General features: G+C 69.6%; 20 protein-coding genes, 1 tRNA gene and 1 pseudogene. 14 read left to right on the top strand and 8 right to left on the bottom strand.

What is annotated here, in order from left to right; translation table 11 throughout:
- Positions 1 to 50 precede the first annotated feature (50 nt).
- Entirely contained in the window at positions 51 to 1,289 is a 1,239-nt protein-coding gene (locus tag I9P22_RS07070; protein ID WP_199258653.1) for an Hsp70 family protein, read from the top strand.
- On the opposite strand, the gene I9P22_RS07075 is transcribed toward I9P22_RS07070, so the two are convergent.
- The 3 genes from I9P22_RS07075 to I9P22_RS07085 form a co-directional block, all read right to left on the bottom strand.
- On the bottom strand, positions 1,286 to 3,400 hold the full coding sequence (locus I9P22_RS07075; RefSeq protein WP_233253262.1) for a DEAD/DEAH box helicase: 2,115 nt from the start codon (positions 3,398 to 3,400) through the stop codon (positions 1,286 to 1,288). The two genes, I9P22_RS07070 and I9P22_RS07075, sit on opposite strands and share 4 nt — an antisense overlap.
- A 144-nt stretch (positions 3,401 to 3,544) precedes the next feature.
- The gene (locus I9P22_RS07080; RefSeq protein WP_233253263.1) at positions 3,545 to 4,105 is read right to left on the bottom strand and encodes a DinB family protein; all 561 of its coding nucleotides are present in this window, start codon (positions 4,103 to 4,105) and stop codon (positions 3,545 to 3,547) included.
- 99 nt (positions 4,106 to 4,204) lie between these two features.
- Positions 4,205 to 5,101, bottom strand: a complete 897-nt coding sequence (locus I9P22_RS07085; RefSeq protein ID WP_233253264.1) for a LysR family transcriptional regulator — start codon at positions 5,099 to 5,101, stop codon at positions 4,205 to 4,207.
- A 179-nt stretch (positions 5,102 to 5,280) separates the two neighbouring features.
- Between I9P22_RS07085 and I9P22_RS07090 the strand changes: the two genes are divergently transcribed.
- Positions 5,281 to 6,630 (top strand): C4-dicarboxylate transporter DctA, encoded by a 1,350-nt coding sequence (locus I9P22_RS07090; protein WP_269846633.1) that lies wholly within the window; start codon positions 5,281 to 5,283, stop codon positions 6,628 to 6,630.
- Positions 6,631 to 6,734: 104 nt separating this feature from the next.
- On the opposite strand, the gene I9P22_RS07095 is transcribed toward I9P22_RS07090, so the two are convergent.
- On the bottom strand, positions 6,735 to 7,637 hold the full coding sequence (locus I9P22_RS07095) for a LysR family transcriptional regulator (protein WP_199258656.1): 903 nt from the start codon (positions 7,635 to 7,637) through the stop codon (positions 6,735 to 6,737).
- Between the two features lie 102 nt (positions 7,638 to 7,739).
- Between I9P22_RS07095 and I9P22_RS07100 the strand changes: the two genes are divergently transcribed.
- The 3 genes from I9P22_RS07100 (at position 7,740) to I9P22_RS07110 (ending at position 10,996) form a co-directional block, all read left to right on the top strand.
- A complete protein-coding gene (locus tag I9P22_RS07100) occupies positions 7,740 to 8,759 on the top strand; it encodes a YeiH family protein (protein WP_199258657.1) in 1,020 nt (339 codons plus the stop codon).
- A gap of 67 nt (positions 8,760 to 8,826) precedes the next feature.
- On the top strand, positions 8,827 to 9,657 hold the full coding sequence (locus I9P22_RS07105; protein WP_199258658.1) for a DUF6635 family protein: 831 nt from the start codon (positions 8,827 to 8,829) through the stop codon (positions 9,655 to 9,657).
- 232 nt (positions 9,658 to 9,889) lie between these two features.
- The gene (locus tag I9P22_RS07110; protein WP_199258659.1) at positions 9,890 to 10,996 is read left to right on the top strand and encodes a transglutaminase-like domain-containing protein; all 1,107 of its coding nucleotides are present in this window, start codon (positions 9,890 to 9,892) and stop codon (positions 10,994 to 10,996) included.
- Positions 10,997 to 11,074: 78 nt separating this feature from the next.
- Here I9P22_RS07110 and I9P22_RS24840 read toward each other — a convergent pair.
- A pseudogene (locus I9P22_RS24840) lies at positions 11,075 to 11,269 on the bottom strand (HPP family protein); the annotation flags it as partial.
- 294 nt (positions 11,270 to 11,563) lie between these two features.
- On the opposite strand from I9P22_RS24840, the gene I9P22_RS07120 reads away from it, so the two are divergent.
- Positions 11,564 to 12,772 carry an MFS transporter gene (locus tag I9P22_RS07120; protein WP_199258660.1) on the top strand — a complete coding sequence of 403 codons (1,209 nt, stop codon included), beginning with the start codon at positions 11,564 to 11,566 and terminating at the stop codon, positions 12,770 to 12,772.
- Between the two features lie 4 nt (positions 12,773 to 12,776).
- Here the strand turns inward: I9P22_RS07120 and I9P22_RS07125 are convergent, their stop codons facing one another.
- Positions 12,777 to 13,358, bottom strand: coding sequence for a serine integrase family protein (locus I9P22_RS07125; protein ID WP_199258661.1), 582 nt, complete (start codon positions 13,356 to 13,358; stop codon positions 12,777 to 12,779).
- A gap of 56 nt (positions 13,359 to 13,414) precedes the next feature.
- On the bottom strand, positions 13,415 to 15,454 hold the full coding sequence (locus tag I9P22_RS07130) for a TonB-dependent receptor plug domain-containing protein (protein ID WP_199258662.1): 2,040 nt from the start codon (positions 15,452 to 15,454) through the stop codon (positions 13,415 to 13,417).
- Positions 15,455 to 15,742: 288 nt separating this feature from the next.
- Here I9P22_RS07130 and I9P22_RS07135 point away from each other — a divergent pair, with 288 nt between their 5' ends.
- The 8 genes from I9P22_RS07135 (at position 15,743) to I9P22_RS07170 (ending at position 22,064) form a co-directional block, all read left to right on the top strand.
- Positions 15,743 to 15,952 carry a TOBE domain-containing protein gene (locus I9P22_RS07135; protein ID WP_199258663.1) on the top strand — a complete coding sequence of 70 codons (210 nt, stop codon included), beginning with the start codon at positions 15,743 to 15,745 and terminating at the stop codon, positions 15,950 to 15,952.
- A 59-nt stretch (positions 15,953 to 16,011) separates the two neighbouring features.
- Entirely contained in the window at positions 16,012 to 16,239 is a 228-nt protein-coding gene (locus I9P22_RS07140; RefSeq protein WP_199258664.1) for a hypothetical protein, read from the top strand.
- Positions 16,240 to 16,444: 205 nt separating this feature from the next.
- Entirely contained in the window at positions 16,445 to 17,419 is a 975-nt protein-coding gene (locus I9P22_RS07145) for a glutathione S-transferase family protein (RefSeq protein ID WP_199258665.1), read from the top strand.
- Between the two features lie 176 nt (positions 17,420 to 17,595).
- Positions 17,596 to 18,441: an iron uptake transporter permease EfeU gene (gene efeU, locus I9P22_RS07150; protein WP_199258666.1), complete on the top strand. Its 846-nt coding sequence runs from the start codon at positions 17,596 to 17,598 to the stop codon at positions 18,439 to 18,441.
- Positions 18,438 to 19,595, top strand: a complete 1,158-nt coding sequence (gene efeO, locus I9P22_RS07155) for an iron uptake system protein EfeO (protein ID WP_199258667.1) — start codon at positions 18,438 to 18,440, stop codon at positions 19,593 to 19,595. Before efeU ends, efeO (I9P22_RS07155) begins: the two co-directional genes overlap by 4 nt.
- A 1-nt stretch (position 19,596) precedes the next feature.
- A complete protein-coding gene (gene efeB, locus I9P22_RS07160; protein WP_199258668.1) occupies positions 19,597 to 20,898 on the top strand; it encodes an iron uptake transporter deferrochelatase/peroxidase subunit in 1,302 nt (433 codons plus the stop codon).
- A 41-nt stretch (positions 20,899 to 20,939) separates the two neighbouring features.
- Positions 20,940 to 21,767, top strand: coding sequence for an iron uptake system protein EfeO (gene efeO / locus I9P22_RS07165; RefSeq protein WP_199258669.1), 828 nt, complete (start codon positions 20,940 to 20,942; stop codon positions 21,765 to 21,767).
- Between the two features lie 221 nt (positions 21,768 to 21,988).
- A tRNA-Ala gene (locus I9P22_RS07170) sits at positions 21,989 to 22,064 on the top strand.
- Between the two features lie 146 nt (positions 22,065 to 22,210).
- Here I9P22_RS07170 and I9P22_RS07175 read toward each other — a convergent pair.
- On the bottom strand, positions 22,211 to 22,796 hold a 586-nt coding region (locus I9P22_RS07175), incomplete at its 5' end, for a hypothetical protein (protein ID WP_199258670.1).

Below are 22,796 nucleotides of genomic sequence, written 5' to 3' on the forward strand. Positions count from 1 at the left end.
CCGCCGGACAGGCTATCCGCCCGGGCTTTGCGGGAACGGGGCGCAGGAAAATGCCAGACGACATGCTCGCCATCGACTTCGGGACCTCGAACTCGGCCGCGGCGATCCTGCAGGACGGCCGGCCGCGGCGCATCGCCATCGAGCCGGGGGCCGAGACCCTGCCCACCGCCGTGTTCTTCCCGGCCCGCGACGGGACCATGCGCATCGGCGCGGCGGCGGCCCAGGCGCTGATCGCGGGCGACGAGGGGCGCTACATGCGGGCGCTGAAAAGCGTGCTCGGGACCGGGCTGTTCCACGAATCGCGACTGATCGCCGGCAAGCGCCGCACCCTGTCCGAGATCGTCGCCGCCTTCCTCGCCACCCTGCGCGAGCGGGCCGAGGCGGCGACCGGACGCCGCTTCCGCCGCGCGCTTTCCGGCCGGCCGGTGCATTTCCACTCGAACGACCCGGCGCGCGACGCGCAGGCCCAGGCCGACCTGCACGGCTGCTATCTGGCGGCAGGTTTCGACGAGGTCGCCTTCCTGCCCGAACCCGAGGCGGCGGCGCTGGCCAGCCACGGCCTTGGCCGGCCGGACGAGATCGGGCTGATCGTCGATATCGGCGGCGGCACCTCGGATTTCTCGGCCTTCCGCAGCCGGGGCGACGGGCTGGACATCCTCGCCAATCACGGCATCCGGCTGGGCGGCACGGATTTCGATCAGCAGGTCTCGCTGAGCCATGCCATGCCGGCGCTGGGTTATGGCGGCGAACTGCGCCGCGCCATGGGGCCGGGGCTGCTGCCGGTGCCGAACGCGATCTATGTCGACCTGGCGACCTGGGCCAAGATCCCCTTCCTCTATGTGCCCCAGACGCGGCGCATGGCCGCCGGGATGGCCCGCATGGCGGTGGACCGCGCCGCCATGGACCGCCTGGTGACGGTGCTGGACGAGGAACTGGGCCATGAGCTGGCCTTCGCCGTCGAGCGCGGCAAGATCGCCGCCAATGCCGGCGAGGGCGCGCAGATCGCCATGGGATTCGTCGCGCCGGGGCTGGCGCCGGCGATCTCGCCCGCCTCGCTCGACGCGGCGCTGGCGGGCCATCGCGCCGAACTCCACGAAGCCGCCGCCGAGACGCTGCGGCTGGCGGGCATCGCGCCGGATCAGGTCGGCAGCATCATCCTGGTCGGCGGCTCCAGCCTGATGGGACTGGTCGCCGACGAGGCGCTGCGGCTTTGCCCCGGCGCGCAGCTTCTGCGCGCCGGCGCCTTCACCGCCGTGGTGGACGGGCTGGCTCTGGCGACGGCGCGTTAACGCTTGCCGGTTTTCGGCCCGGCGCGAAACGGCTTGTCGCCGCCCTTGCCCTGCCAGCCGCCCGCGGCCTTGTGCGACTTGAAGCCCACGGCACGTTTCGGCCGCGCCTCGGCGCCTTCGCCCCGGACCGGCCGGTCGTCGCGCAGCGCGCCATGCGACTTGAAGCCGGCCGATTTCAGGCCCGCCCGCGGCCCGGGTTTCGGCGCGGCGGCCTTCTGCGCCTGCTTCTTCTCGCTGCTCCAGCGGGCCTTGCGCGGCGCTTCCGCCGGTTCGGCTTCCGCCGCGGAACGGGCCGCGCGGGGCTTCACTTCGTCGGGGTCCAGCAGCGCCGGACGCCGGGCCGGTTTGGGCTTCGCTTCGGCCTTGGGTCTGTCCTCGAAGCGGGGCTCCGGCGTTTCGGGCCGCGCGGAGCGCGGCGCCTGGGCGCGATGCGGCTTCTTCTCGCGCGCGGGGGACGCCGCCCCTGTCGCTTCGCCATTGTCCGAATACCCATGGCGCGCCGGCTTCCGGTCGCGCGGCGCGGGTGCGTCGAAGACCGGCTCGCCCTCGATCCGGCGCATGGTCAGGCCCGGCTCCAGCTCGATCCGCTCGCCGAAATTCGGCGCGGCGGCGGCGGCGATCTGCACGAAGGTCTGCTCGGTCTTGACCCGTATCGCGCCGATGGCGTCACGGGTGATGTTGCCCGCCTCGCAGATCTTGGGCAGCAACCAGCGCGCCTCGGCCCGGCCGGAATGGCCGACCGAGAGCAGGAACCAGACCGCCGGGCCGAACTCGCCCCGTTCGCGTGGCGCAGAAGGCGCAGGGCCCACGCTTTCCGACAGCTCCTCGGGCGCCGGGCGCCCCTCGCGCCACAGCCGCACGAAGGCCGATGCGACCCGTTCCGCGCCAAAGCGGTCGAGCAGCGCGGCGGCCAGCCCCGCCTCCTCGCCCGGCGCTTCGGCCAGCGCCGGATGGTCCAGCATGCGCGCGTCGTCGCGGGCCTGCACCTCGTCGGCCGAGGGCGCCTTGCCCCAGTCCGCGACCAGCTTGGCGCGCTGCAAGAGCCGCTGCGCCCGCTTGTATTCCGCCGAGGGCACGATCAGCACCGAGGTGCCCTTGGCGCCCGCCCGGCCGGTGCGGCCGGACCGGTGCAGCAGCGTGTCGGGATTGGTCGGCAGGTCGGCATGGATCACCAGTTCCAGCCCCGGCAGGTCGATGCCGCGCGCCGCCACGTCGGTGGCGATGCAGACCCGCGCCCGCCCGTCGCGCAGCGCCTGCAGCGCATGGCTGCGTTCCTGCTGGCTGAGCTCGCCCGACAGCGCCACGACCTTGAAGCCGCGATTGCCCATGCGCGCCAGCAGGTGGTTCACATTGGCGCGGGTCTTGCAGAAGATGATCGCCCGGCTGGCCTCGTAATAGCGCAGGGTGTTGAAGATCGCGTGCTCGCGGTCGCGGGTGGTCACCGACAGGGCACGATATTCGATGTCGCCGTGCTGACGCGCCTCGCCCATCGCCTGGATGCGCAGCGCGTCGCGCTGGAAGTCGCGGGCCAGCGCCTCGATGGCCGGCGGCACGGTGGCCGAGAACAGCAGCGTGCGGCGTTCGGCCGGCGCCGATCCGAGGATGAATTCCAGGTCCTCGCGGAAGCCCAGGTCCAGCATCTCGTCCGCCTCGTCCAGCACGCAGGCGCGCAGGCCGGTCAGGTCCAGCGAGCCGCGCTCGATATGGTCGCGCAGCCGGCCGGGGGTGCCGACGACGATATGGGCGCCCCGCTCCAGCGCCCGGCGCTCGGTGCGATAGTCCATGCCGCCGACGCAGGTGGCGATGCGCACGCCGGCCTGCTCGTAGAGCCAGCCCAGCTCGCGCGCCACCTGCAAGGCCAGCTCGCGCGTCGGCGCGATGGCCAGCGCCAGCGGCCGGCCCGCCTCGGGCAGGCTGTCGCCGTCCAGGATGTCGCCGGCCATGGCCAGGCCGAAGGCCACGGTCTTGCCCGAGCCGGTCTGGGCCGAGACCAGCACGTCGCGGCCCCGCGCCTCGGGGGCCAGGGCGGCCTCTTGCACGGAAGTCAGGCTGGCATAGCCCTTGGCCGCCAGCGCCGCGGCCAGGGGCGCGGCAATATCATGTTCGTTCATCTTCTTCGCCAGAAAGGGGATGCGGGGCATCCGGGTGAAGGCACCATTCCCCTTTGCGGCCGGGCCCTCCCAACGGCCCGCCGGCCCGGAACGCGGAGCCAAGCCGCCCGCCTATCCTGTCGCGGCCCGCAAGTCAAAGCGAAACTAGGGCCGCATCAGCTGATCCTCGGTCCAGCCGAGCCGCGCCATGTCCTCGGCCCGCGCCGCCGCATCGTCGCCGACGATGAACTCGTCGAGCTGCGGCGGCGGCACCCCGGCCTGCGACAGCAGGCCATGCACCTGGCCGCGGTGATGGGTCTGGTGCTGGAACAGATGCGACAGCAGGTCGTCGCGGCGGTCGTGCTGGACGCGCGAGCCCCGGTCCACCGGCACGATTTCCGCCAGGGCGTCCGGGGTCAGCGCCGCGACCAATGCCAGCAGGCGCTCGTCCATCCGCGCCTGCCATTCGGCCAGCCGCGCCAGGTCGGGGCAGTCCCGCGCCTCGGCCAGCACCGCCTCGTCCAGCGGCCGGCCTTCGAGCGCGCCGATATAGAAGCGGTCGACCAGCAGGATATGGTTCAGCGTCGCACGGATCGAGCCGAAGAAGGACGGCCGCGGCGCCTCGTATGCGCCGGGGGGCAGGGCGGCGCAGGCGCGGTGCAGCCGGGCATTGGCCAGGCGGTTCATCTGCGCCAGCTTGCGCAGCATTCGCAGCATCAGGGTCATCGGGCACCTCCGGGGGCGATGATGCCGCCGGGCGCGCGCAGGGTCGAGGCATCTTTCACCGTTTCCCAGCAGGCCGCCACGCGGTCCGGGCCGGACCCGCTAGCGTCGCGGGCCGGCCGGATCGTGGCCCAGGCTGCGACGGATCTCGGCCAGGAACAGCTGCAGCGCCGGGGCCGGGTCGCGGTGGTGATAGACGATATAGACCTCGGAAACCGGAGGATTTGGCCGGATCGGCAGAAAGGTCAGCGGCCCCGCCGTCAGCTTGGCGATGCCCGCCGGCACGATGCTGACCCCGAAGCCCGCCACGATCAGGCTGGGGATCGACTGTGCGTCCACCACCTGCTGCGAGACCCGCGGCCGATAGCCCGAGGCAACGATGCAGGCCATGACATAGGCGGCGAAATCGGAACTGTCCGGGCGCAGCACCACATGCTGGTCCTCGCGCAGGTCGTCGATCGAGACGCAGGTGCGCCCGGCCAGCCGGTGATCGCTGCGCACCAGCGCCAGCATCTCCTCGCGCCAGCCGTATTCATGCGCCAGTTCCTCGTCGCGCGGCACCGAGCGGTTGAAGCTGACATCGGTGCGCCGGCTCAGCACCTCGGTGAGCTGCGCGGCCGGAGTCTGTTCGTGGACGCGCAGGGTGATTCGCGGATGCAGCCGGGCGAAATGCGCCAGAAGCTCGGAAAGGCCGCCGCGCAGGATCGAGCCGGTTGCGCCGATTTCCAGCAAACCGTCCTGGCCCTGCTGGATTTCGCGGATCTCGTGCAGGCTGCGTTCATACTGGTCCAGCATGTTGCGCGCCCGGGGCAGGAACAGCTCGCCCGCCCGGGTCAGCGCCACCTTGCGGCTGGTGCGGCCGATCAGCTCGGCACCGACTTCGCGCTCAAGTGTCTGGATTTGCGTGCTCAGCGGCGGCTGCGACATGTTCAGCCGCCGGGCTGCACGGGTGAAGTTCAGCTCCTCGGCCAGGACGACGAAACAGCGAAGCTGGCGCATTCTCATAGCATCACCGTATAGATCAGCGGCAAATCAATATTAGACACGGATGCGGCATTCGCCAACACTTGACGCATGAGGGGCCAGCCGCGACCACGTGCCGCCGATGCGGAAATGACGCATCCAGGACATGCCGGGCCGCAGCCCGCCCCTTCCGTCACAGGGAGGAACGGAAACACATGCCGAATTGGTCCAGGTCCTTGTTTGGACAGGTTTGCGTCGCGCTGGTGCTGGGGGTCGCCGCCGGCTTCTTCGCGCCCGAATTCGCCGCCAAGATGAAGCCGCTGGGGGACGGCTTCATCAAGCTTATCAGAATGCTGATCCCCGTCATCGTGTTCTGCGTCGTGGTGCATGGCATCGCCGGCGCGGGCGACCTGAAAAAGGTCGGCAAGGTCGGCGTCCGCGCCATCATCTATTTCGAGGTCATCACCACCATCGCCCTGGCGCTTGGCATCGCCATCGCCTATCTGTTCGGCCCCGGACACGGCATGAACATCGACGTCAGCCAGCTGGATGCCTCGGCGCTGTCGGCCTATGTCGACCGGGCGCATGAGGTCAGCGACGGAGGCACCATCGCCTTCCTGATGAAGCTGATCCCGACCACCATGGTCAGCGGCTTCGCCCAGGGCGACGTGCTGCAGGTGCTGCTGGTCGCCATCCTGTTCGGCTGCGCCCTGTCGCTGGTGGGCGAGCGCGGCAAGCCGCTGCTGCACATGATCGAGCTGACCGGCGACGTCACCTTCAAGATCATGGGCTTCATCGTCCGGCTGGCGCCGCTGGGCGTCTTCGGCGCCATCGCCTTCACCGTCGGACAATACGGCATCGGCTCGCTGGCGCAGCTGGGTTCGCTGGTCGGGCTGTTCTACGTCACCATCGCCATCTTCGTCTTCGTGGTGCTGGGCCTGGTGATGCGGATGGCCGGCTTCAGCATCTTCAAGCTGCTGCGCTACCTGCGCACCGAGGTCGGCATCGTCGCCGGCACCGCCTCGAGCGATTCGGTGCTGCCGCAGACCATGCGCAAGCTGGAGCATCTGGGCATCAAGGACTCGACCGTGGGCCTGGTGGTGCCGACCGGCTATTCCTTCAACCTCGACGCCTTCTCGATCTACCTGACGCTGGCGGCGGTGTTCATCGCCCAGGCCACCAACACGCCGCTCTCCACCACCGACCTGCTGGCCATTCTGGGCGTGGCGCTGGTGACTTCGAAGGGCGCGCATGGGGTGCCGGGCTCGGCCATCGTGATCCTGGCCGCGACCCTGGCCGCGATCCCGACCATCCCCGCCATCGGCCTGGTGCTGGTGCTGTCGGTGGACTGGTTCATGGGCATCGCCCGGGCGCTGGGGAACTACCTGGGCAATTGCGTCGCCACCGTGGTCGTCGCCGCCTGGGTGGGGGATATCGACCGCGACCGCGCCCGCCGCATCCTCGATGGCGAGGACATGCCGGCGCTGGACACGCTGGACGGGGACGCGCCGCAGAACCTGTCCCAGACCAGCCCGATGCCGCAGCCGGCGGCCCAGCACGGGTAACGAGGTCTCCCTCGCGGGCCGGGCGGGACCTGCGCGACGGTCCCGCCACGGCCTGCCGAGAAGACGGCCTGCGCCTTCCTCCCGATGGCGCAGGCCTTTTCGTGTCAGGGCAGGCCGGCCGCGAAGCCTTCTTCGGTCAGGATGTCGATCAATGCCTGCACCGCCCGGGTGCGGTGGCGCCGCGGGTTGGTCAGCAGCAAGAAGGGCCGCTCGGCTCCGTCCAGCGGCAGGGTACGGATCCAGCCCGAGGCGGCCGGCCGCGCCACCGCGCGCTGCGACAGCGCCGCCAGGCAATGGCTGGCGGCAACCGCGCCCAGCACCGCCTCGTTCGAGGGCAGTTCCAGCGCCACCGGCAGCGCGGCGACGGAAAGCCCCCGCCCACCCAGCCAGGTCTCGAATTCCGAGCGCGTGCCCGAGCCCGGCTCGCGCAGCACCCAGCTCTGCGCGGCCAGCTCGGCCGGCGGCACCGCGTCGCGCCCGGCCCAGGGATGCCCGGCGCCCATGACCAGCACCAGCCGGTCGCGCGCCACCACCTGCCGGTGCAGATCGCCATGCGCCACCGCGCCCTCGACCAGCCCCAGATCGGCGCCGCCCTCCTGCACCGCATCGGCAACCTGGGTGGTGTTGCTGACGGTCAGGCGCAGTTCGATTCCCGGATGCATCTCGCGCAACGCCACCAGCCGCGGCGGCAGCCAGTAGCTCGAGACGGTCTGGCTGGCATGGACCCGCAACCGGCCGCGCGGCTCGCGCGCCAGATCCTCCAGCACCATCTCGGCGGTCTCGGCGCGGTCCAGCACGGCGCGGGCCTCGGCCATGAAGGCCTCGCCCGTCTCGGTCAGAACGATGCGCCGTCCCACCCGGTCGAAAAGCCGCACGCCATGCCGCGCCTCCAGCGCCGAGACGGCAGCGCTGACCGCCGATTGCGTCAGGTTCAGCGCCTCGGCCGCGCGGGTGACGTGCTGGCGCTCGGCCACGGCCAGGAAGATGCGGAGCTGTTCCAGGGTCATGCGCAATTAATAAGGAAAATCGAACGATATTGCAAATATAATGCGATGGATTGAACATCGTTCCGGGACCATGTTCCGCCAAAAAGGCAAAGGAACGCAACCATGTCCTCGACCGAGCAGAGCCGACAAAATTCTCTCGTCCTCAGCAGCTGGCTGGGCACCACCCTGCCGGGGCTGGGGCTGACCTTTGCCATCGCGGTCGCCGCGACGGCGGTGCAGCGGCTTTCGGGCATCCCGGCGCTCAGCCCGCTGGTGGTGGCGATGGTGCTGGGCATGGCGCTGCGCAACCTGGCAGGCACGCCTGAGGCGGCACGGCCGGGTATCGGCTTTTCGCTGCGCCGGGTGCTGCGCCTTGCCATCATGCTGCTGGGCTTCCAGCTGACGCTGGCGCAACTGCGCGCGGTGGGCCTGCCGGGGCTGGCGGTGATCTCGGTGACGCTGGCCGCGACCTTCGTCTTCACCAGATGGGCCGGCCGGGCGCTGGGGGTCGAGGCGCGGCTGGCCGAGCTGATCGCAGCCGGCACCTCGGTCTGCGGCGCCTCGGCGGTGATCGCGACCAATACCGTCACCCGCGGTTCGGACGAGGACGTGGCCTATGCCATCGCCTGCGTGACGGTCTTCGGCTCGCTGTCGATGCTGGCCATGCCGGTGCTGGGCGGGATGCTGGCGATGGGGGCTTCGCATTACGGCATCTGGGTCGGCGCCACCGTGCACGAGGTGGCGCAGGTGGTCGGCGCCGGCTTCCAGCACGGCGCCGAGGCCGGGCAGGCCGCCACCGTCGCCAAGCTCAGCCGGGTCATCATGCTGGCGCCGCTGATCCTGGTGCTGGGCACGCTGGCCCGCCGGGGCGGCAAGGCCGCGCATGGCGCGGCGCCGACGCCCTGGTTCGTGCTGGGCTTCGTCGCGGTGGTGCTGCTGAACAGCGCCCTGCCCCTGCCTGAGGCGCTGCAGGCCGAGGTCGTCCGCCTGACCGCCTTCCTGCTGACCATGGCGCTGGCGGCGATGGGGCTGGAAACCGACATCCGCAAGCTGCGCGCCAAGGGCATCCGGCCGCTGGCGCTGGGGGCGCTGGCCTGGCTGTTCATCTCGACCCTGGGCCTGGGGCTGGTGACGCTGATCTGAGTCTTCGGCATTGAGCGGCCCTGCCGCGATGCCTAGATTGGGCGCGATCCTTCGAGGGACCGCGCCCATGGCCTTGCAACCCGCCGACACCCGCCCGCTGACCCGGCGCGAGACCGAGGTCCGCCGCTTCGTCCGCGCCCGCTACGGGCTGCGCGGCACGCTGGCCCTGCATCGCCACGCGCTTGGCCGCGACCTGCTGCGCGCGCCGGTCAATGTCATGCTGTCGCCGCTGTTCCTGCTGGTGCGGCTGGTCGCGCCGCTGTTGCGGCGCATCGGGCTGGTCCGGGCGGGCGACTGGCTGGCGCGCCGGCAGATCTTCCTGTCCTCCGACGTGGCCCGGCGGATCGAGGCGGACCTGGCCGGCTTCATCGACGATCTGGCGGCAAAGGGCCTGGCCCCCAGGGCGCCGCCCGGGACCGTGGCCCGCGCCGTCTCGGCCTATGCCGAGACCCGCAACGCGGTGTCCGAGATTACCACCTCGCTGCTGGTGCTGCTTGCGGGGCTGCTGCTGGTCCACCGCGCCACGCCCGGAGTGATCTCGCTGGCCGGGCCGATCGCGCAGCTGCGGGCGCAGGCGCAGGCTGTCGAGAATTTCGCGCTGGGAAGCTGGGCCGGGCGCATGTGGTATGGCGCCTTCCCGCGCGAGCTCTCCACGGCCGAGGTGGTGCTGACCGGCGTGGTGCTGGCCATGCTCGCCTCGGTCCTGACCACCTTTGCCGGGCTGGTCGCCGATCCGGTGCAGACGATGACCGGCATCCATCGCCGCCGGATCCTGCGGCTGCTGCAGCGGCTGGATCGCGCCGGCGACGGCCCGGCGCTGGAGCGCGAACATGTGCTGGCGCGGCTGGGCGACCTGTCGGATGCGGCGCTGAGCCTGTGGCGCAGCTTCCGCGGCTAGGGCACGGCAACGGTCCCGGCACCAAGGCCCGGCCCGCCGCCAGCGACGATCGGCGGCGCGTCGAAATCTCTTCCGATCCGCTGCCGGTCGCGTATCCTGTGAAGGCGCGCCCGCCCGACAGAAGCGGCGCGGCCCGGCGCGACCCTGTCCGCCGCCGGAAGCCAAGACGACAGCGCCCTGCCGCGGTCCCGCATCGCCGCGGCACGAACCAACGAGCCCGGAGGATTCGGCCATGACCCGCACCAACCGACGCAACCTGCTGAAACTCGCCCTGGCCGCCGCCGCGGTTCCCGCCCTGCCGGGCCTGCTGCGGGCGGCGCCCGAACCCCGCGACTTCACCCCGCAGCCCGGCGACTGGCGCAGCTTCGAGCTGCGCACGCGGGTCCGGCTGGCGCCGCAAGGCGCGACGCAGGTCTGGCTGCCGGTGCCTGCGGTCGAGACGGATTACCAGCGCAGCCTGGATCACGGCTTCACCGGCAATGCCAGCCAGGCAGCCTTCGTCACAGATCCGGCCAGCGGGGCACGGATGCTGCACGCACGTTTCGACGCCTCGGTCGCCGAACCTACGGTCGAGCTGGTCAGCCGCATCCAGACCCGCAATCGCGTGGTGGACTGGAATCGCACCTCGGAGGTGCAGGAAGATCCGGCGGTGCTGGAGGCGGCCTTGAAGGGCTCCAGCCTCAAACCGCTGGACGGCGTGGTGCTGGAACGCGCGCGCGAGATCACCAAGGGGGCCACCACCGACCGCGAGAAGGTCGCGGCGATCTATGCCTGGATCGTCACCCATTGCCATCGCAACCTGGACACTCCCGGCTGCGGGCCCGGCGACATCCGGGCCACGCTGACCACGGCCGGACTGGGCGGCAAATGCGCCGATCTGAACGGACTGTTCGTGGGGCTGGCCCGCGCCTCGGGCGTGCCGGCACGCGACATCTACGGCGTGCGGGTGGCGCCCTCGGCCTTCGGCTACAAGCAGCTGGGCGCGAACAGCCCGGAGGTGACCGGGGCGCAGCACTGCCGGGCCGAGGTCTGGCTGACGGGCCATGGCTGGGTGGCGATGGACCCGGCGGATGTGCTGAAGGTGATGCGGGCCGAAACCGACCGCTGGATCAAGGACCCGGCCGATCCGCTGGTCGCGCCGGTCAACGCAGCGCTGTTCGGCAATTGGGAAGGCAACTGGATCGCCTATAACACCGCCAGCGACGTGACCCTGCCCGGCGCGGACGGCGCCCCGGCCCTGCCCTTCCTGATGTATCCGCAGGGTCTGGACGCCCGGGGCCGGCTGAACGAACTGGACGCCAAGGCGTTTTCCTACGAGATGACCGCGCAAGAGGTCTGAGCAACCCCAGCGGGCAGGCGTTCCGGTCCCGGATGCCTGCCCGTCCGGCGCTTGCCGCAGCGCCGGGACCAGCGTCACGGTTCCCGCCAGGATCGGCACGCACAGGACGGACCAGCCGGAGCCGGTCAGAATCACCGGCAGCGGATCGCCGCCTGTCGGCGGATGCAGGATCCCGGTCAACTGCATGACGGCGCTGGCCAGGCCGACGCCAAGCCCCATGGCCGGCCCGGAAGGCCACACGGCCGGGATCCCTTCGCCCCGGGGAAACGCCATGCCCGCGCAGCAGAGCGAATCATGCGTCCCGCGCCCGGCACCCGGTTTTCCAAGGCTGCCTTGCCGGTGGCGGGGACTAGGTGACGCCGCGATGGCGATGTCCGTTCCGCCCCTCTGGTTCCAGCTGCCGCGAGGTCCAAGCGACGCGGGGCCGGGCTACCTGCCCGCATGGCGCTGAAAACCCGCTCGGCGGCGCCCAGCCGGCCGCTCTTGCCCATCCCGCGCTTTCGGGCCACAGATATGGCCCGAGGCCCCGGACATCCTGCCCGCGCCCTTCCCGGAAAGCTTGCCGACATGACCACCGCCACCATGCCCGCCGCCCGCGCCAGAACCCATGTGACCGTGCTGGTCATGCTGGGCCTGACGCATCTGCTGAACGACATGATGCAGTCGCTGATCCCCGCCGCCTATCCGATCCTCAAGGATGCCTATGCGCTGGATTTCGTGCAGATCGGCATGATCACCCTGACCTTCCAGATCGCCGGATCGCTGCTGCAGCCGGTGATCGGCCTGGTGACGGACCGCCATCCGGCGCCCTATTCGCCGGTCGTGGGGATGATGTTCACCCTGTCGGGGCTGGTCAGCCTGGCCTTCGCGCACAGCTACGGCATCATCCTGGTCTCGGTGGCGCTGATCGGCATCGGTTCGTCGATCTTCCACCCCGAGGCGACGCGGATGGCGCGCTATGCCGCCGGCGGCCGGCAGGGGCTGGCGCAGGGCATCTTCCAGGTCGGCGGCCAGGCCGGCGGCGCGCTCGGCCCGGTCTTCGCGGCGCTGGTCATCGTGCCCTGGGGCCAGCCCAGCCTGGCCTGGTTCGCGGTGGCGGCGCTGATGGCGATGATGATGCTGGTCTGGATCGGCAGCCGGCAGCGCCAGATCAGCGCCGAATTCGTGGCCATGCGCTCGGCCGCCCGCAAGGACGGCCGCGGCCATGTCCCGCATGCACCCCTGACCATCGGCATCGGGCTGGTGGTGCTGACGCTGCTGATGTTTTCCAAGAACGCCTATGGCGAGAGCTTCCGCTCATTCTATACCTTCTACCTGATCGAACGCTTCGGGCTGTCGATCCCCTCGGCGCAGATGATGCTGTTCGTCTTCCTGCTGGCCTCGGCGGCGGGGGCGCTGATCGGCGGCATCGTCGGTGACCGCATCGGGCGCTATCGCATCATCTGGATCTCGGTGCTGGGGCCGCTGCCGCTGACGCTGATCCTGCCCTATGCCGACCTGTTCTGGACCGGAGTGCTGACGGTGGCGATCAATCTGATCATGGCCAGCGCCTTCGCCTCGATCCTGATCTACGCGATGGAGCTCATGCCGGGCCGCATCGGGCTGATCGGCGGGTTGTTCTACGGGCTGAATTTCGGCCTGGGCGGCATCGCGGCGGCGATCCTGGGCGGACTGGCCGACAGCCGTGGCGTCGAGACGGTCTATCGGCTCTGCGCCTTCCTGCCGCTGGCCGGGCTGCTGGCCTGGTTCCTGCCAAGGATCGACGACAGGCATTAGGGCATCAGCCCTGCCCAATGGCCTGCAGCAGGCGCGAGACCTGGCCCGGCCGCCATGCGGTGCCGCTGGCGGTGGTCAGCCCGGCCCGGTTCAGCGCCGAAGCGATGTCCCGCAGCGTCGCTCCGCGGCGGCGCATCGGCAGGACGATCCTCGCCGCCTGATCCGGGAACGCGGCGCCGTCTGCCGCCCCGGCCGCGTGCCAGGGGGGCCGCGGTTTCTGTTCCGGCGCCTGGCGGCGGGCATGGATCGACAGTTCGGCCTTGCCGGCATGCGGCAGCGCTGCCACCCGCAGGGTGACGCCGGGATCCGCAAGGAAGGGCGCATATCCCAGCCGGGCAAAGGGCAGCCGGTCCAGCCGGGCCACCAACAGCTCGGCAGCACTGGCGCGGCATTCCGCCAGCGCCGCCTGCAAGCCCGGGAATGCCCGGTCCTCCGGCAGGTCGCGAAAGCGTGCCTGGATCCGGTGCGGGCCGCCCGGACAGGTCCGCAGGAAAGCCGCAATGGCGCGCCGCTGGGCGGCGAGGCCCCCGTCCGGGCAGTCGCGGTCCTGGCAGGAGAGACGGGTATAGATCACGAAGCGGGTCATGGTGCAGACCGGGTGGAGGGGGCCAAAATCCGGCCCCCGGGTTCGGATGGCGGGGTTCAGAAGGTCATGCGGGTGGTCAGGAAGAAGGACCGGCCCGGCTCGGGGAAGCCCTCGGCCGGCTGATGGTCCCGGTCGAAGAGGTTGCGAATGCCGAAGGCCATGCGGGCATAGGCGATCCGCGCCGGATCCTCGGGCTGGACGGCGCTTTCCGACAGGCGTGCGCCAGAGATCTCGACCGAAGGCGAGACGGTCAGCCTGTCCATGGTCCGCCAGTCCGGCCGCAGATAGGCATTGTGACGCGACGTGTCGGTCGGGCGGTAATCGGCGCGGACCGGGTCCGAGAGGTCGCGGAGCAGGAAGGGATAGCCCGCCGCCAGCCCCAGCCGGTCGCCGATGTCCCAGCTGGCCGCGATCTCGAAACCCTCGCAGGTGCCGTCGCCGACATTGCGGCTTTGCGACAGGGGCTTGCCCTCGTCGTTCAGGCCGCCGGTCGGCACCGACTGGATCATGTCCCGGGCCTTGCTGTGGGACAGCGCCGTCTCGATCCGCGCCGGGCCAAGATCGCCGCCATAGCCCAGCTCGACATTCAGCGCGCGCTCGGATTTCAGCTCCGGATTGGGCACGGCCGAGCCGAAGCGTGTGCTGTAGCGGTCGAAAAGCGTCGGGAAGCGGCTGCGCGAGGACAGGCTGGCGTGGGATGCGCCGCGGGCATCGGGCAGCCAGATCGCGGCCAGCTGCCAGTTCACCGCCTTGGTCGAGCCGGCCGGCAGGCCGGCATCCTCGGCGTTGCGCTCGGCCTGCAGCACCTCGGCCCGATCATGGCTGATCCCGGCGATGACGCGCAGGTCGTCGCGGGCCTGCCAGGTGTTTTCCAGCGCCAGTGACCAGGTTTCCTCCTCGCTGAGCTCGGCCGGATCGGGGACGCCGCCAAGGCCGGGGCGCGAGACCTGGATCGAGCGATGCCTGTCGCGGCGATGATGCAGCGCGGCGCGCAGGGTATCGGCCGCGCCCAGCTCGGCCCCGGCCTCGAGGCTGAGGCCCCAGGCCCAGTCCTTGTAGCGGCTGTCGAAGGCGCGCCGCTCGGTCTGGGTGGAGTGGCTGGCATCGTCCCAGGCCGGCAGCAGGTTGTCGAAACGGTCGTAATAGGCGCGTGTCTTCAGGTAGCCGCCGCGCAGTTCGGTATGGGAATAGAAGGCCAGGCTGTCCAGGTCCCATTCCGGCCAGGTCCAGTCGCGCTGCCAGCCCTGGCCCGGTCCCGGTGGCGGGGTGGCGCCCCGGATCGGCTGGTCGATATTGCAGGAGGCCTGCTTCTCGCCGGTCTGGCGGGTGCGGGTGTAGCTGAGGACGTATTCATCGGTGGCGTTCGGCGTCCAGCCGGCCTTGAGGCTCAGGCGGCCGTCGTCGCTGTCGCTGTGGTCGCGCAGGCCGGCGCCCTGCTGCGGGCGCGGCGCATGGTCGCGCGACAGGTAGAAGCCGTCGCTGTCGCGGCGCATGTAGCTGCCCTGCAGCCAGTAACCCTGCCGGCGCATACCCAGCGACAGCAGGCCGCTGCGGGCAGCGATGTCGCCGCGGTTGCCGGCTTCGACGCCCAGCCGCGCCTCGCCCTGGAAGGCCCGGACGGGCTGGCGGGTGACCAGGTTGATGGCGCCGCCCATGCCGCCCGGCCCGTTCAGGACCGAGACGTAACCCTCTTGCAACTGGATCTCGGCCAGGTCCGGGGTCAGGAAGCGGCCGTAGTCCAGCCGGTTGTCAGCGGGCAGGGTGACGCGGATACCGTCGATCGACAGCGGCACCTGGAAGCGGTCGAAGCCGCGGACATGGATCAGCCGCTCGTAGCGGCTGCCGCCGGTATGGCCGACCTGCACCCCCGGCGCGACCCGCAACGCATCGTCCAGCGTGCTGCGGTTGGCGCGCAGCACCTGTTCGGCGGTCACGCTGGTGGTGGTGCCGTCCCGGCTTTCCCGGTCTTCCACCGTCAGGGTGATGGTGCCCAGCACGAAGACCGGCGGCGGCGCGGCCTCCTGCGCCGACAGGGACGCTGCCGCCCGGCCCAGAATGGCGGCGCCAAGCAATCCCGCCTTTGCCACGACCCGCATCCCGTCCCTCCTGCACCCCTCTCTCCGTCATCGGAGAGAATCGATATGTTTGTATGAGCATAATGAAGGCCGGGCAGGTGGACATGGGCAAGGGCGTTGAAAGTCTTTCTGCCCGGACGCGACGAATTGAAGCGGCCGGGGCCGCAGCGGGCGCTTGCCAGCGCCCGTCGATATGTTTCAATATCTATAACGAACACTCCGGCAACCGGAGCCGGCGGGAAGCGCGGCCGGGCCTTTGCCAGCCCCGGCAAGGCCGCGTGATCCGTGATCGCACAGAGGAGCTTGACCATGAAACTCAGCGCAAGAAATGTCCTGCCCGGCACGGTGGTCGAGATCGTCACCGGCGCGGTGACCAGCCATGTCCGCATCGACCTGGGCGGCAGCGTGGTGACCGCCGCGATCACCAACGAGGCGGTGAAGGAACTGGGCCTGGCGGTCGGCGGCCGCGCCTCGGCGGTGATCAAGGCCTCGGATGTCATGGTCGGGGTCGATGACTGACCTCTCGGCCGATTCCCTGCGGCCGCATGAACTGGCCGTGCCGAGGCCGCCCCGTTTCGATGCGCAGCTATGGTTCATCGCGCGTCTGCCCGGCGCCCTCGGCCCCGTTCGGCTTCATAGACGCGCCGCCGTCGGTCAACCGCCTGGCCGGGCTGATCTGGCTGTCGCACAAGCTTTATCCCCAGGCCGCGCCCGGCGATCTGCACGGCAAGATCGCCGCGTTCCACGCGCTGTTCCATGGAAGGCGCGCCGACGATGCCGCGCTGACGGCCCTGCTGGGTGACTGAGCGGCGCCCGGGCGCATGGCTTGCCCTGGGGCTGATCGCCGCGCTGGTGATCGGCACCGCACCGCCATCGCCGACCGGGCGCTGCTGCTGAACCGCTTGGGCGTGGCCGCCTCGGGGACCGTCGCCGAGACGATGACGACCGCCCGGTTGCCCGCCCGACCCGGTCGGCTATGCTGATCCCAGCCGCAAGCAGGAGGGGGACGGGATGGGCCAGCTGGTCGAAGGCGTCTGGCATGACGAATGGTATGACACCGAAAGCACCGGGGGGCGCTTCCAGCGCAGCACCACCGCCTGGCGCAACTGGATCACCCCGGACGGCAGCCCCGGCCCCAGCGGCGAGGGCGACTTTGCCGCCGAAAGCGGGCGCTATCATCTCTATGTCTCCTATGCCTGCCCCTGGGCGCATCGCACGCTGATCTTTCGCGCCCTGAAGGGGCTGGCCGCGCATGTCGACGTCTCGGTCGTGCATCCCGACATGCTGTCCGAGGGCTGGACCTTCGCCGCCGATTTCCCCGGCACCACCGGCGACCGGCTGTTCGGCCTGCGCTTCCTGCGCGACCTCTACCTGAAGGCGGATCCCGCGGCCTCGGGCCGGGTGACGGTGCCGGTGCTCTGGGACAGGACGCGCAGCACCATCGTCAGCAACGAAAGCGCCGAGATCATCCGCATGTTCAACAGCGCCTTCGACGGAATCACCGGCAATCGCGACGACTATTGCCCGCCCGAGCTGCTGGAGCGGATCGACGCCCTGAACGCGCGCCTCTACGACCGGGTGAACAACGGCGTCTACAAGGCCGGCTTCGCCACCTCGCAAGCCGCCTATGACGAGGCGGTGCACCCGCTGTTCGAGACGCTGGCCTGGCTCGAGGCGCACCTGGCGCAGAACCGCTACCTGTGCGGCGACCGGGTGACCGAGGCGGACTGGCGGCTGTTCACCACCATGGTCCGCTTCGACCCGGTCTATCATACGCATTTCAAGTGCAACCGCGCCTGGCTGCGCGAATATCCCAATCTCTGGGGCTGGACGCGCGAGCTTTACCAATGGCCGGGTGTGGCCGCGACGGTGCATTTCGACCATATCGTGCGGCATTACCATTACAGCCACGCCACCATCAATCCCAGCCGGATCATCCCCATCAACCCGGTGATCGACTGGACCGAGCCGCACCGCCGCGGCTGAGGCACGGCGTCGCGGGCATGGCGCCAAGTGCCGCTTCGGATTGACTTTGTCGATTTCCGCCTTAATGACTCGGAAAACCGGCCCCAGGGGGTCGAAAGGATCCGCCGCGATGCCCGCCCGACTGGCTGCGCCCGACGCCAGCCGGACCCGCACCACGACAAGCTGGGAAAAGGCCGATGCTCGCTCCGTTTCTCATCATGCTGCGCGAGGGGCTGGAAGCGGCCCTGATCGTCGGCATCATCGCGAGCTATCTGCGCCAGACCGGCCGCCGCGCCTGGCTGCCGGCGATCTGGGTGGGCGTGTTCCTGGCGGTGGCGCTGTCGCTTTTCGCCGGGGCGGCGATCCAGGTCCTGGCCAGCGGCTTTCCGCAGAAGATGCAGGAACTGTTCGAGGCGGTGATCGGCATGGTCGCCGTCGCCGTGCTGACCGGCATGGTGTTCTGGATGCGCCGCGCCGCGCGCTCGATCCGGGCCGAGCTGCAGGCCGGCATCGACGCGGCGCTGGCGCACAAGGGCAGCGCCGGCACCTGGGCGCTGATCGGCATGGTCTTCCTGGCCGTGGCGCGCGAAGGGCTGGAATCGGTGTTCTTCCTGCTGGCGATCTTCCAGCAAAGCCGGGACGGCGCGGCGCCCATCGGCGCGGCCCTGGGCGTGATTGTGGCCATCGGCGCCGGCTGGGGCCTTTACGCCGGGGCGCTGCGGCTGGACCTGCGCCGCTTCTTCCGCTGGACCGGCATCTTCATCCTGCTGGTCGCCGCCGGGCTGCTGGCGGGCTCGGTCAAGGCGCTGCACGAGGCAGGGCTGTGGAACGGGCTGCAGGAGCGGGTCTACGACCTGAGCCGCATCCTGCCCGAATCGAGCCCGCTCGGCACGGTGCTGTCGGGCCTGCTGGGCTATCGCGAAGCCCCGACGCTGGGCGAGGCGCTGGCCTGGGGCATCTTCCTGGCCGTGACGCTGACGCTTTTCCTAAGGCCGCATTCCGGCACCGTGCCGGCGCGGCCGCAGACCGCGGGACGTAAATGAGCTCACCTTCCAAAGGCATCCATCTGGCGATCGCGGCGGCGGCGGTTCTGGCCGCGGCGGGCGGCGTCGCCTTCTGGTATGCGACGCAGCGGACCGCCGGCAGCCAGAGCGCCGCCGACCAGCTGGTGACGGTCAACACCGCCACCTGCGAGCCGAACGCCATCACCGTCCCCGGCGGCCGGCGCAGCTTCGAGATCGTGAACGCCAGCGACCGCCCCATCGAATGGGAGATCCTGGATGGCGTCATGGTCGTGGCCGAGCGCGAGAACATCGCCCCGGGCTTCCGCGCCACGCTGGAGGTGCAGCTGCGCCCCGGCGATTATGCGATCACCTGCGGGCTTCTGTCCAACCCGCGCGGCACGCTGACGGTGACGCAATCGGAAGAGGCCGCGGCCGCCGCCTCGGAGGTCACGCTGCGCAAGTTCCTGGGCCCGCTGTCGGAATATCGCGTCTACCTTGTCATGCAGGGCAATGCCGCCGTCAAGGCAGCCGAGACGCTGCGCGAGGCCATCGCCTCGGGCGACCTCGACGCCGCCCGCGCCGCCTGGCGCGAGGCCCGCCTGCCCTATCGCCGCATTGAGCCGCTGGCCTATCGCTTCTCGGACCTCGAGGAACGCATCGACCCCCGGGCCGCCTACCTGGAAAAACGCGAGCAGGACCCGGGCTTCACCGGCTATCACCGCATCGAATACGGGCTTTTCGCCCGGAACAGCACCGAGGGGCTGCAGCCCGCCGCCGACGCGCTGGTCGCGGATCTGAAGGAACTGGCCGCGCGGCTGAAACAGGCGCCGCTGGACCCCGGCCTGCTGATCGAGATGCCGGCCGAAAGCGCCCTGCAGCTGGCCCAGGCACAGGTACCCCAGGGCGAAAACCTCTATGCCGGCAATGACCTGCAGGATCTGGCCGCCGGGCTGGACGGCATCGGCAAGCTTGCCGGGCTGCTGCGCCAGGTGGTGGCGGGGGTCGATCCGGCGCTGGACAAGGTGATCGAACAGGACCTGCAGGCGACCCGCGCGCAGCTGGAGGCCGTCGCGGCGACCGGACACGCGACTTATGGCGACGTACCCCAGCCCGAGCGCGAGAAGCTGTCGGCCGCTCTGACGCAGCTGTCGGAATCGTTGCGCAAGCTGCAACCGGCCATCGGGATGAACTGAGATGCAGGACCAGGCCCCCCGCTCCGCCTTGCGCCGCAACCTGCTGAAGGGGCTGGGGATCGGCGGGGCGCTCGGCGCCCTTGGCGCCCTGCGCCTGCGCGCCCAGGACGGCAGTCCCGGCAATGCCCCCAATGTCGACGACGCGCCCAGGGCCCATGCGGAAACCGCGGCGCAGCGGGTGCCGTTCCACGGCCCGCACCAGGCCGGCATCACCACCCCGCGGCCGGCCAACGGGCTCGTCGCGGCCTTCGACGTGGTGGTGGCCTCGCTTGACGATTTCGAGCGGATGATGCGGCTCTTGACCCGGCGCGCCGAATTCCTGACCGCGGGCGGGCCGGTGGCCGGGCGCGATCCCAAGCTGCCGCCGACCGATTCCGGCCTGCTGGGCCCGGTGATCTCGCCCAACGGCCTGACCATCACCGTCGGCCTGGGCGCTTCCCTGTTCGAGAAGCACGACTGGCTGGCCGGGCTGAAGCCGGCCCGGCTGCAGCGCATGACGCAATTCCCCAACGATGCCCTGGACCCCGAGATCTGCCACGGCGACCTGTCCATCCAGATCTGCGCCAACCTGCAGGACACCTGCATCTATGCGCTGCGCGACATCGTGAAGAACCTGTCGGAATTCCTGGTGCTGCGCTGGATGATCGAAGGCTTCGTGCCGCCGGTCCTGCCCGCCGCCGACGGCTCGACCCCCAGCGCCCGCAACTTCCTGGGCTTCCGCGACGGCTCGGCCAACCCGGATGCGAACGATGCGGCTCTGATGGAGCGCATGGTTTGGACCCACGGCCCGGACGAGCCGGAATGGGCGCATGGCGGCAGCTACCAGGCCGTGCGGGTGATCCGCAATTTCGTCGAGCGCTGGGACCGCACGCCGCTGTCCGAGCAGGAACGCATCTTCGGCCGCGTCAAGGCCAGCGGCGCCCCCCTCGACGCGCCCGGGGGGACCGAGCACGACACCCCCGATTACCGGGCCGACCCCGCGGGCCGGAAGATCCCGCCGGATGCGCATATCCGGCTGGCCAATCCGCGCCGCCCGGAAGACGCGAGCAGCCTGATCCTGCGCCGGCCCTTCAACTATTCGCGGGGCGCGCAGAAGAACGGCCAGCTTGACCAGGGCCTGCTGTTCATCTGCTACCAGGCCGACCTGGAGGCCGGCTTCATCGCCGTGCAGAACCGCCTGAACGGCGAGCCGCTCGAGGAATACATCAAGCCGGTGGGGGGCGGTTACTTCTTCGTCCTGCCCGGCATCGAGCCGGGGGACTATCTCGGCTCGTCCCTTGTCACCGCAGCCAGGCGGAACTGACCCGCCAAGCCGAAATCCTGCACCAATGGGGAGTTGAAACCATGATCGGAAGACATCTCGGAACGACGGCTCTGGCGCTGGCCATGGCGGGCTGGGGCACGCTGGCGCTTGCCGCGGATCCATCGCTGGACCTGGTCGGGCCGCTGGCCGAATACAAGATCTACGTCGCCGAGAACACCGCCAGGCTGGTCGAGGACACCAAGGCCTTCACCGATGCCGTCAAGGCCGGCGATGTCGAGAAGGCCAAGGCGCTCTTCGCCCCCACCCGCACCAGCTATGAGAAGGTCGAGCCGATCGCCGAGCTGTTCTCGGATCTCGACGTCTCGATCGACGCCCGCGCCGACGATTACGAGAAGGCCGAGGCGGACGCGGCCTTCACCGGCTTCCACCGCATCGAATACGGGCTGTGGGAGAAGGGCTCGACCGAGGGGCTGGCGCCATATGCCGACAGGCTTCTGGCCGACGTGACCGAGCTCGACGACCGCATCAACGGCCTGACCTTCCCGCCCGAGGTGGTGGTGGGCGGCGCCGCCGTGCTGATGGAGGAGGTCGCCGCCACCAAGATCTCGGGCGAGGAGGACCGCTATTCGCATACCGACCTATGGGATTTCGACGCGAATTTCGAGGGCGCGCAAAAGATCTATGAACTGCTGCGCCCGCTGATCGCCGACAGCGAGATCGATTTCGTCGCCAAGGTCGACGGCAACTTCAAGGCGGTGGACGAGGTCTTGGCGAAATACGAGACCAAGGATGGCGGCTATGTGTCCTACGAGGAACTGTCGGACGAGGACCGCAACCTGCTTTCGGCCAAGGTGAACACGCTGGCCGAAGATCTTGCAACGCTGCGCGGCAAGCTGGGTCTGGGCTAAGGCTTCATGGCGGCGGCCGGGGAATCGGCCGCCCGCTGCATCCGGGGCCGGTGTGGGGGCTAGGGCCGGTGGTTCAGGGATGAAAAACCAGCGTTTTCAATATGCAAGGCGGATGTGGCGAATTTTTGGCAATGGGGGTGTTTTTTCCGCTTGCACCTCCCGGCACGCCCTCCTATACGACGCCTCACACGGGCGCCGGTGACGCCGCCCAGACCTCCGGTGGGGCCATAGCTCAGTTGGTAGAGCGCTTGAATGGCATTCAAGAGGTCAGGGGTTCGACTCCCCTTGGCTCCACCAATTCACAAGTATCGTTATATTTCAAGTGCTTAGGTGAAAATTACTGACACGCTGACAGCACCATGCTGACAACGTTTCTCACCAAGGCAGCGGGGCCGAAAAAAGCGGCCGCCCGAAGGTAGCCGCTAGATTCGCTGCTCACGCCTCTAATTAGAGAAGCGAGGCAGTTCCGCCCCCGCCATGGCAAGACCATTCCGAATGACAAAGGCGTTCTGGAACATGAACAAGGATGTCAGGGCGCATAAATCCTGCTGCGAGAAATCGTAATCATCTCGGGCAGCAGGCGCGATCAATGCCCGAAGGCCATGCCGCGCATTGTTCAGCAGGTCAGCCGTAGGGTTCCCCCAGATGGCCCCTGACATGTCCGAGGTGCGGAAGTCAAAGACAGGCCGATAGTCGCCTACCTGTGCGGCCGTATCAATGACGGGCGGCAGGATGGAACTGAACCCGGCGCGCTGGAAGGAGGCCCGAGCGATGGCATCAGGGGCCAGCCGCTTCTCCAAGTATTCATCCCGGTCGGCCATGCCGAACGAGTTGACCACCTGCTGGGCGGCATAGAACAGTCCCCCGAACAGCATTTGCGACATGAAGGCCGAGAAGGTTTCCCAGTCACGATGGTGGATGCCGGCCAGAAGCTGCTTCGTGTAGGTTGTGTTGACAAAAAGGATTCCCCTGCGCGTCTGGCTGTGATTCAAGATCATCTCTACGTGGGAGGTGACCTTGGCACGCAAT

It is taken from the genome of Paracoccus binzhouensis (genome assembly GCF_016446475.1).
In the GTDB taxonomy this organism is placed as follows: domain Bacteria; phylum Pseudomonadota; class Alphaproteobacteria; order Rhodobacterales; family Rhodobacteraceae; genus Paracoccus; species Paracoccus binzhouensis.

Bases quoted from the DNA above. Each gene is read 5' to 3' on its own strand.
- I9P22_RS07070 (WP_199258653.1), top strand. From the start codon at position 51: ATGCCAGACGACATGCTCGCCATCGACTTCGGGACCTCGAACTCGGCC.
- I9P22_RS07075 (WP_233253262.1), bottom strand. From the start codon at position 3,400: ATGAACGAACATGATATTGCCGCGCCCCTGGCCGCGGCGCTGGCGGCC.
- I9P22_RS07080 (WP_233253263.1), bottom strand. From the start codon at position 4,105: ATGACCCTGATGCTGCGAATGCTGCGCAAGCTGGCGCAGATGAACCGC.
- I9P22_RS07085 (WP_233253264.1), bottom strand. From the start codon at position 5,101: ATGCGCCAGCTTCGCTGTTTCGTCGTCCTGGCCGAGGAGCTGAACTTC.
- I9P22_RS07090 (WP_269846633.1), top strand. From the start codon at position 5,281: ATGCCGAATTGGTCCAGGTCCTTGTTTGGACAGGTTTGCGTCGCGCTG.
- I9P22_RS07095 (WP_199258656.1), bottom strand. From the start codon at position 7,637: ATGACCCTGGAACAGCTCCGCATCTTCCTGGCCGTGGCCGAGCGCCAG.
- I9P22_RS07100 (WP_199258657.1), top strand. From the start codon at position 7,740: ATGTCCTCGACCGAGCAGAGCCGACAAAATTCTCTCGTCCTCAGCAGC.
- I9P22_RS07105 (WP_199258658.1), top strand. From the start codon at position 8,827: ATGGCCTTGCAACCCGCCGACACCCGCCCGCTGACCCGGCGCGAGACC.
- I9P22_RS07110 (WP_199258659.1), top strand. From the start codon at position 9,890: ATGACCCGCACCAACCGACGCAACCTGCTGAAACTCGCCCTGGCCGCC.
- I9P22_RS07120 (WP_199258660.1), top strand. From the start codon at position 11,564: ATGACCACCGCCACCATGCCCGCCGCCCGCGCCAGAACCCATGTGACC.
- I9P22_RS07125 (WP_199258661.1), bottom strand. From the start codon at position 13,358: ATGACCCGCTTCGTGATCTATACCCGTCTCTCCTGCCAGGACCGCGAC.
- I9P22_RS07130 (WP_199258662.1), bottom strand. From the start codon at position 15,454: ATGCGGGTCGTGGCAAAGGCGGGATTGCTTGGCGCCGCCATTCTGGGC.
- I9P22_RS07135 (WP_199258663.1), top strand. From the start codon at position 15,743: ATGAAACTCAGCGCAAGAAATGTCCTGCCCGGCACGGTGGTCGAGATC.
- I9P22_RS07140 (WP_199258664.1), top strand. From the start codon at position 16,012: ATGCGCAGCTATGGTTCATCGCGCGTCTGCCCGGCGCCCTCGGCCCCG.
- I9P22_RS07145 (WP_199258665.1), top strand. From the start codon at position 16,445: ATGGGCCAGCTGGTCGAAGGCGTCTGGCATGACGAATGGTATGACACC.
- efeU (WP_199258666.1), top strand. From the start codon at position 17,596: ATGCTCGCTCCGTTTCTCATCATGCTGCGCGAGGGGCTGGAAGCGGCC.
- efeO (WP_199258667.1), top strand. From the start codon at position 18,438: ATGAGCTCACCTTCCAAAGGCATCCATCTGGCGATCGCGGCGGCGGCG.
- efeB (WP_199258668.1), top strand. From the start codon at position 19,597: ATGCAGGACCAGGCCCCCCGCTCCGCCTTGCGCCGCAACCTGCTGAAG.
- efeO (WP_199258669.1), top strand. From the start codon at position 20,940: ATGATCGGAAGACATCTCGGAACGACGGCTCTGGCGCTGGCCATGGCG.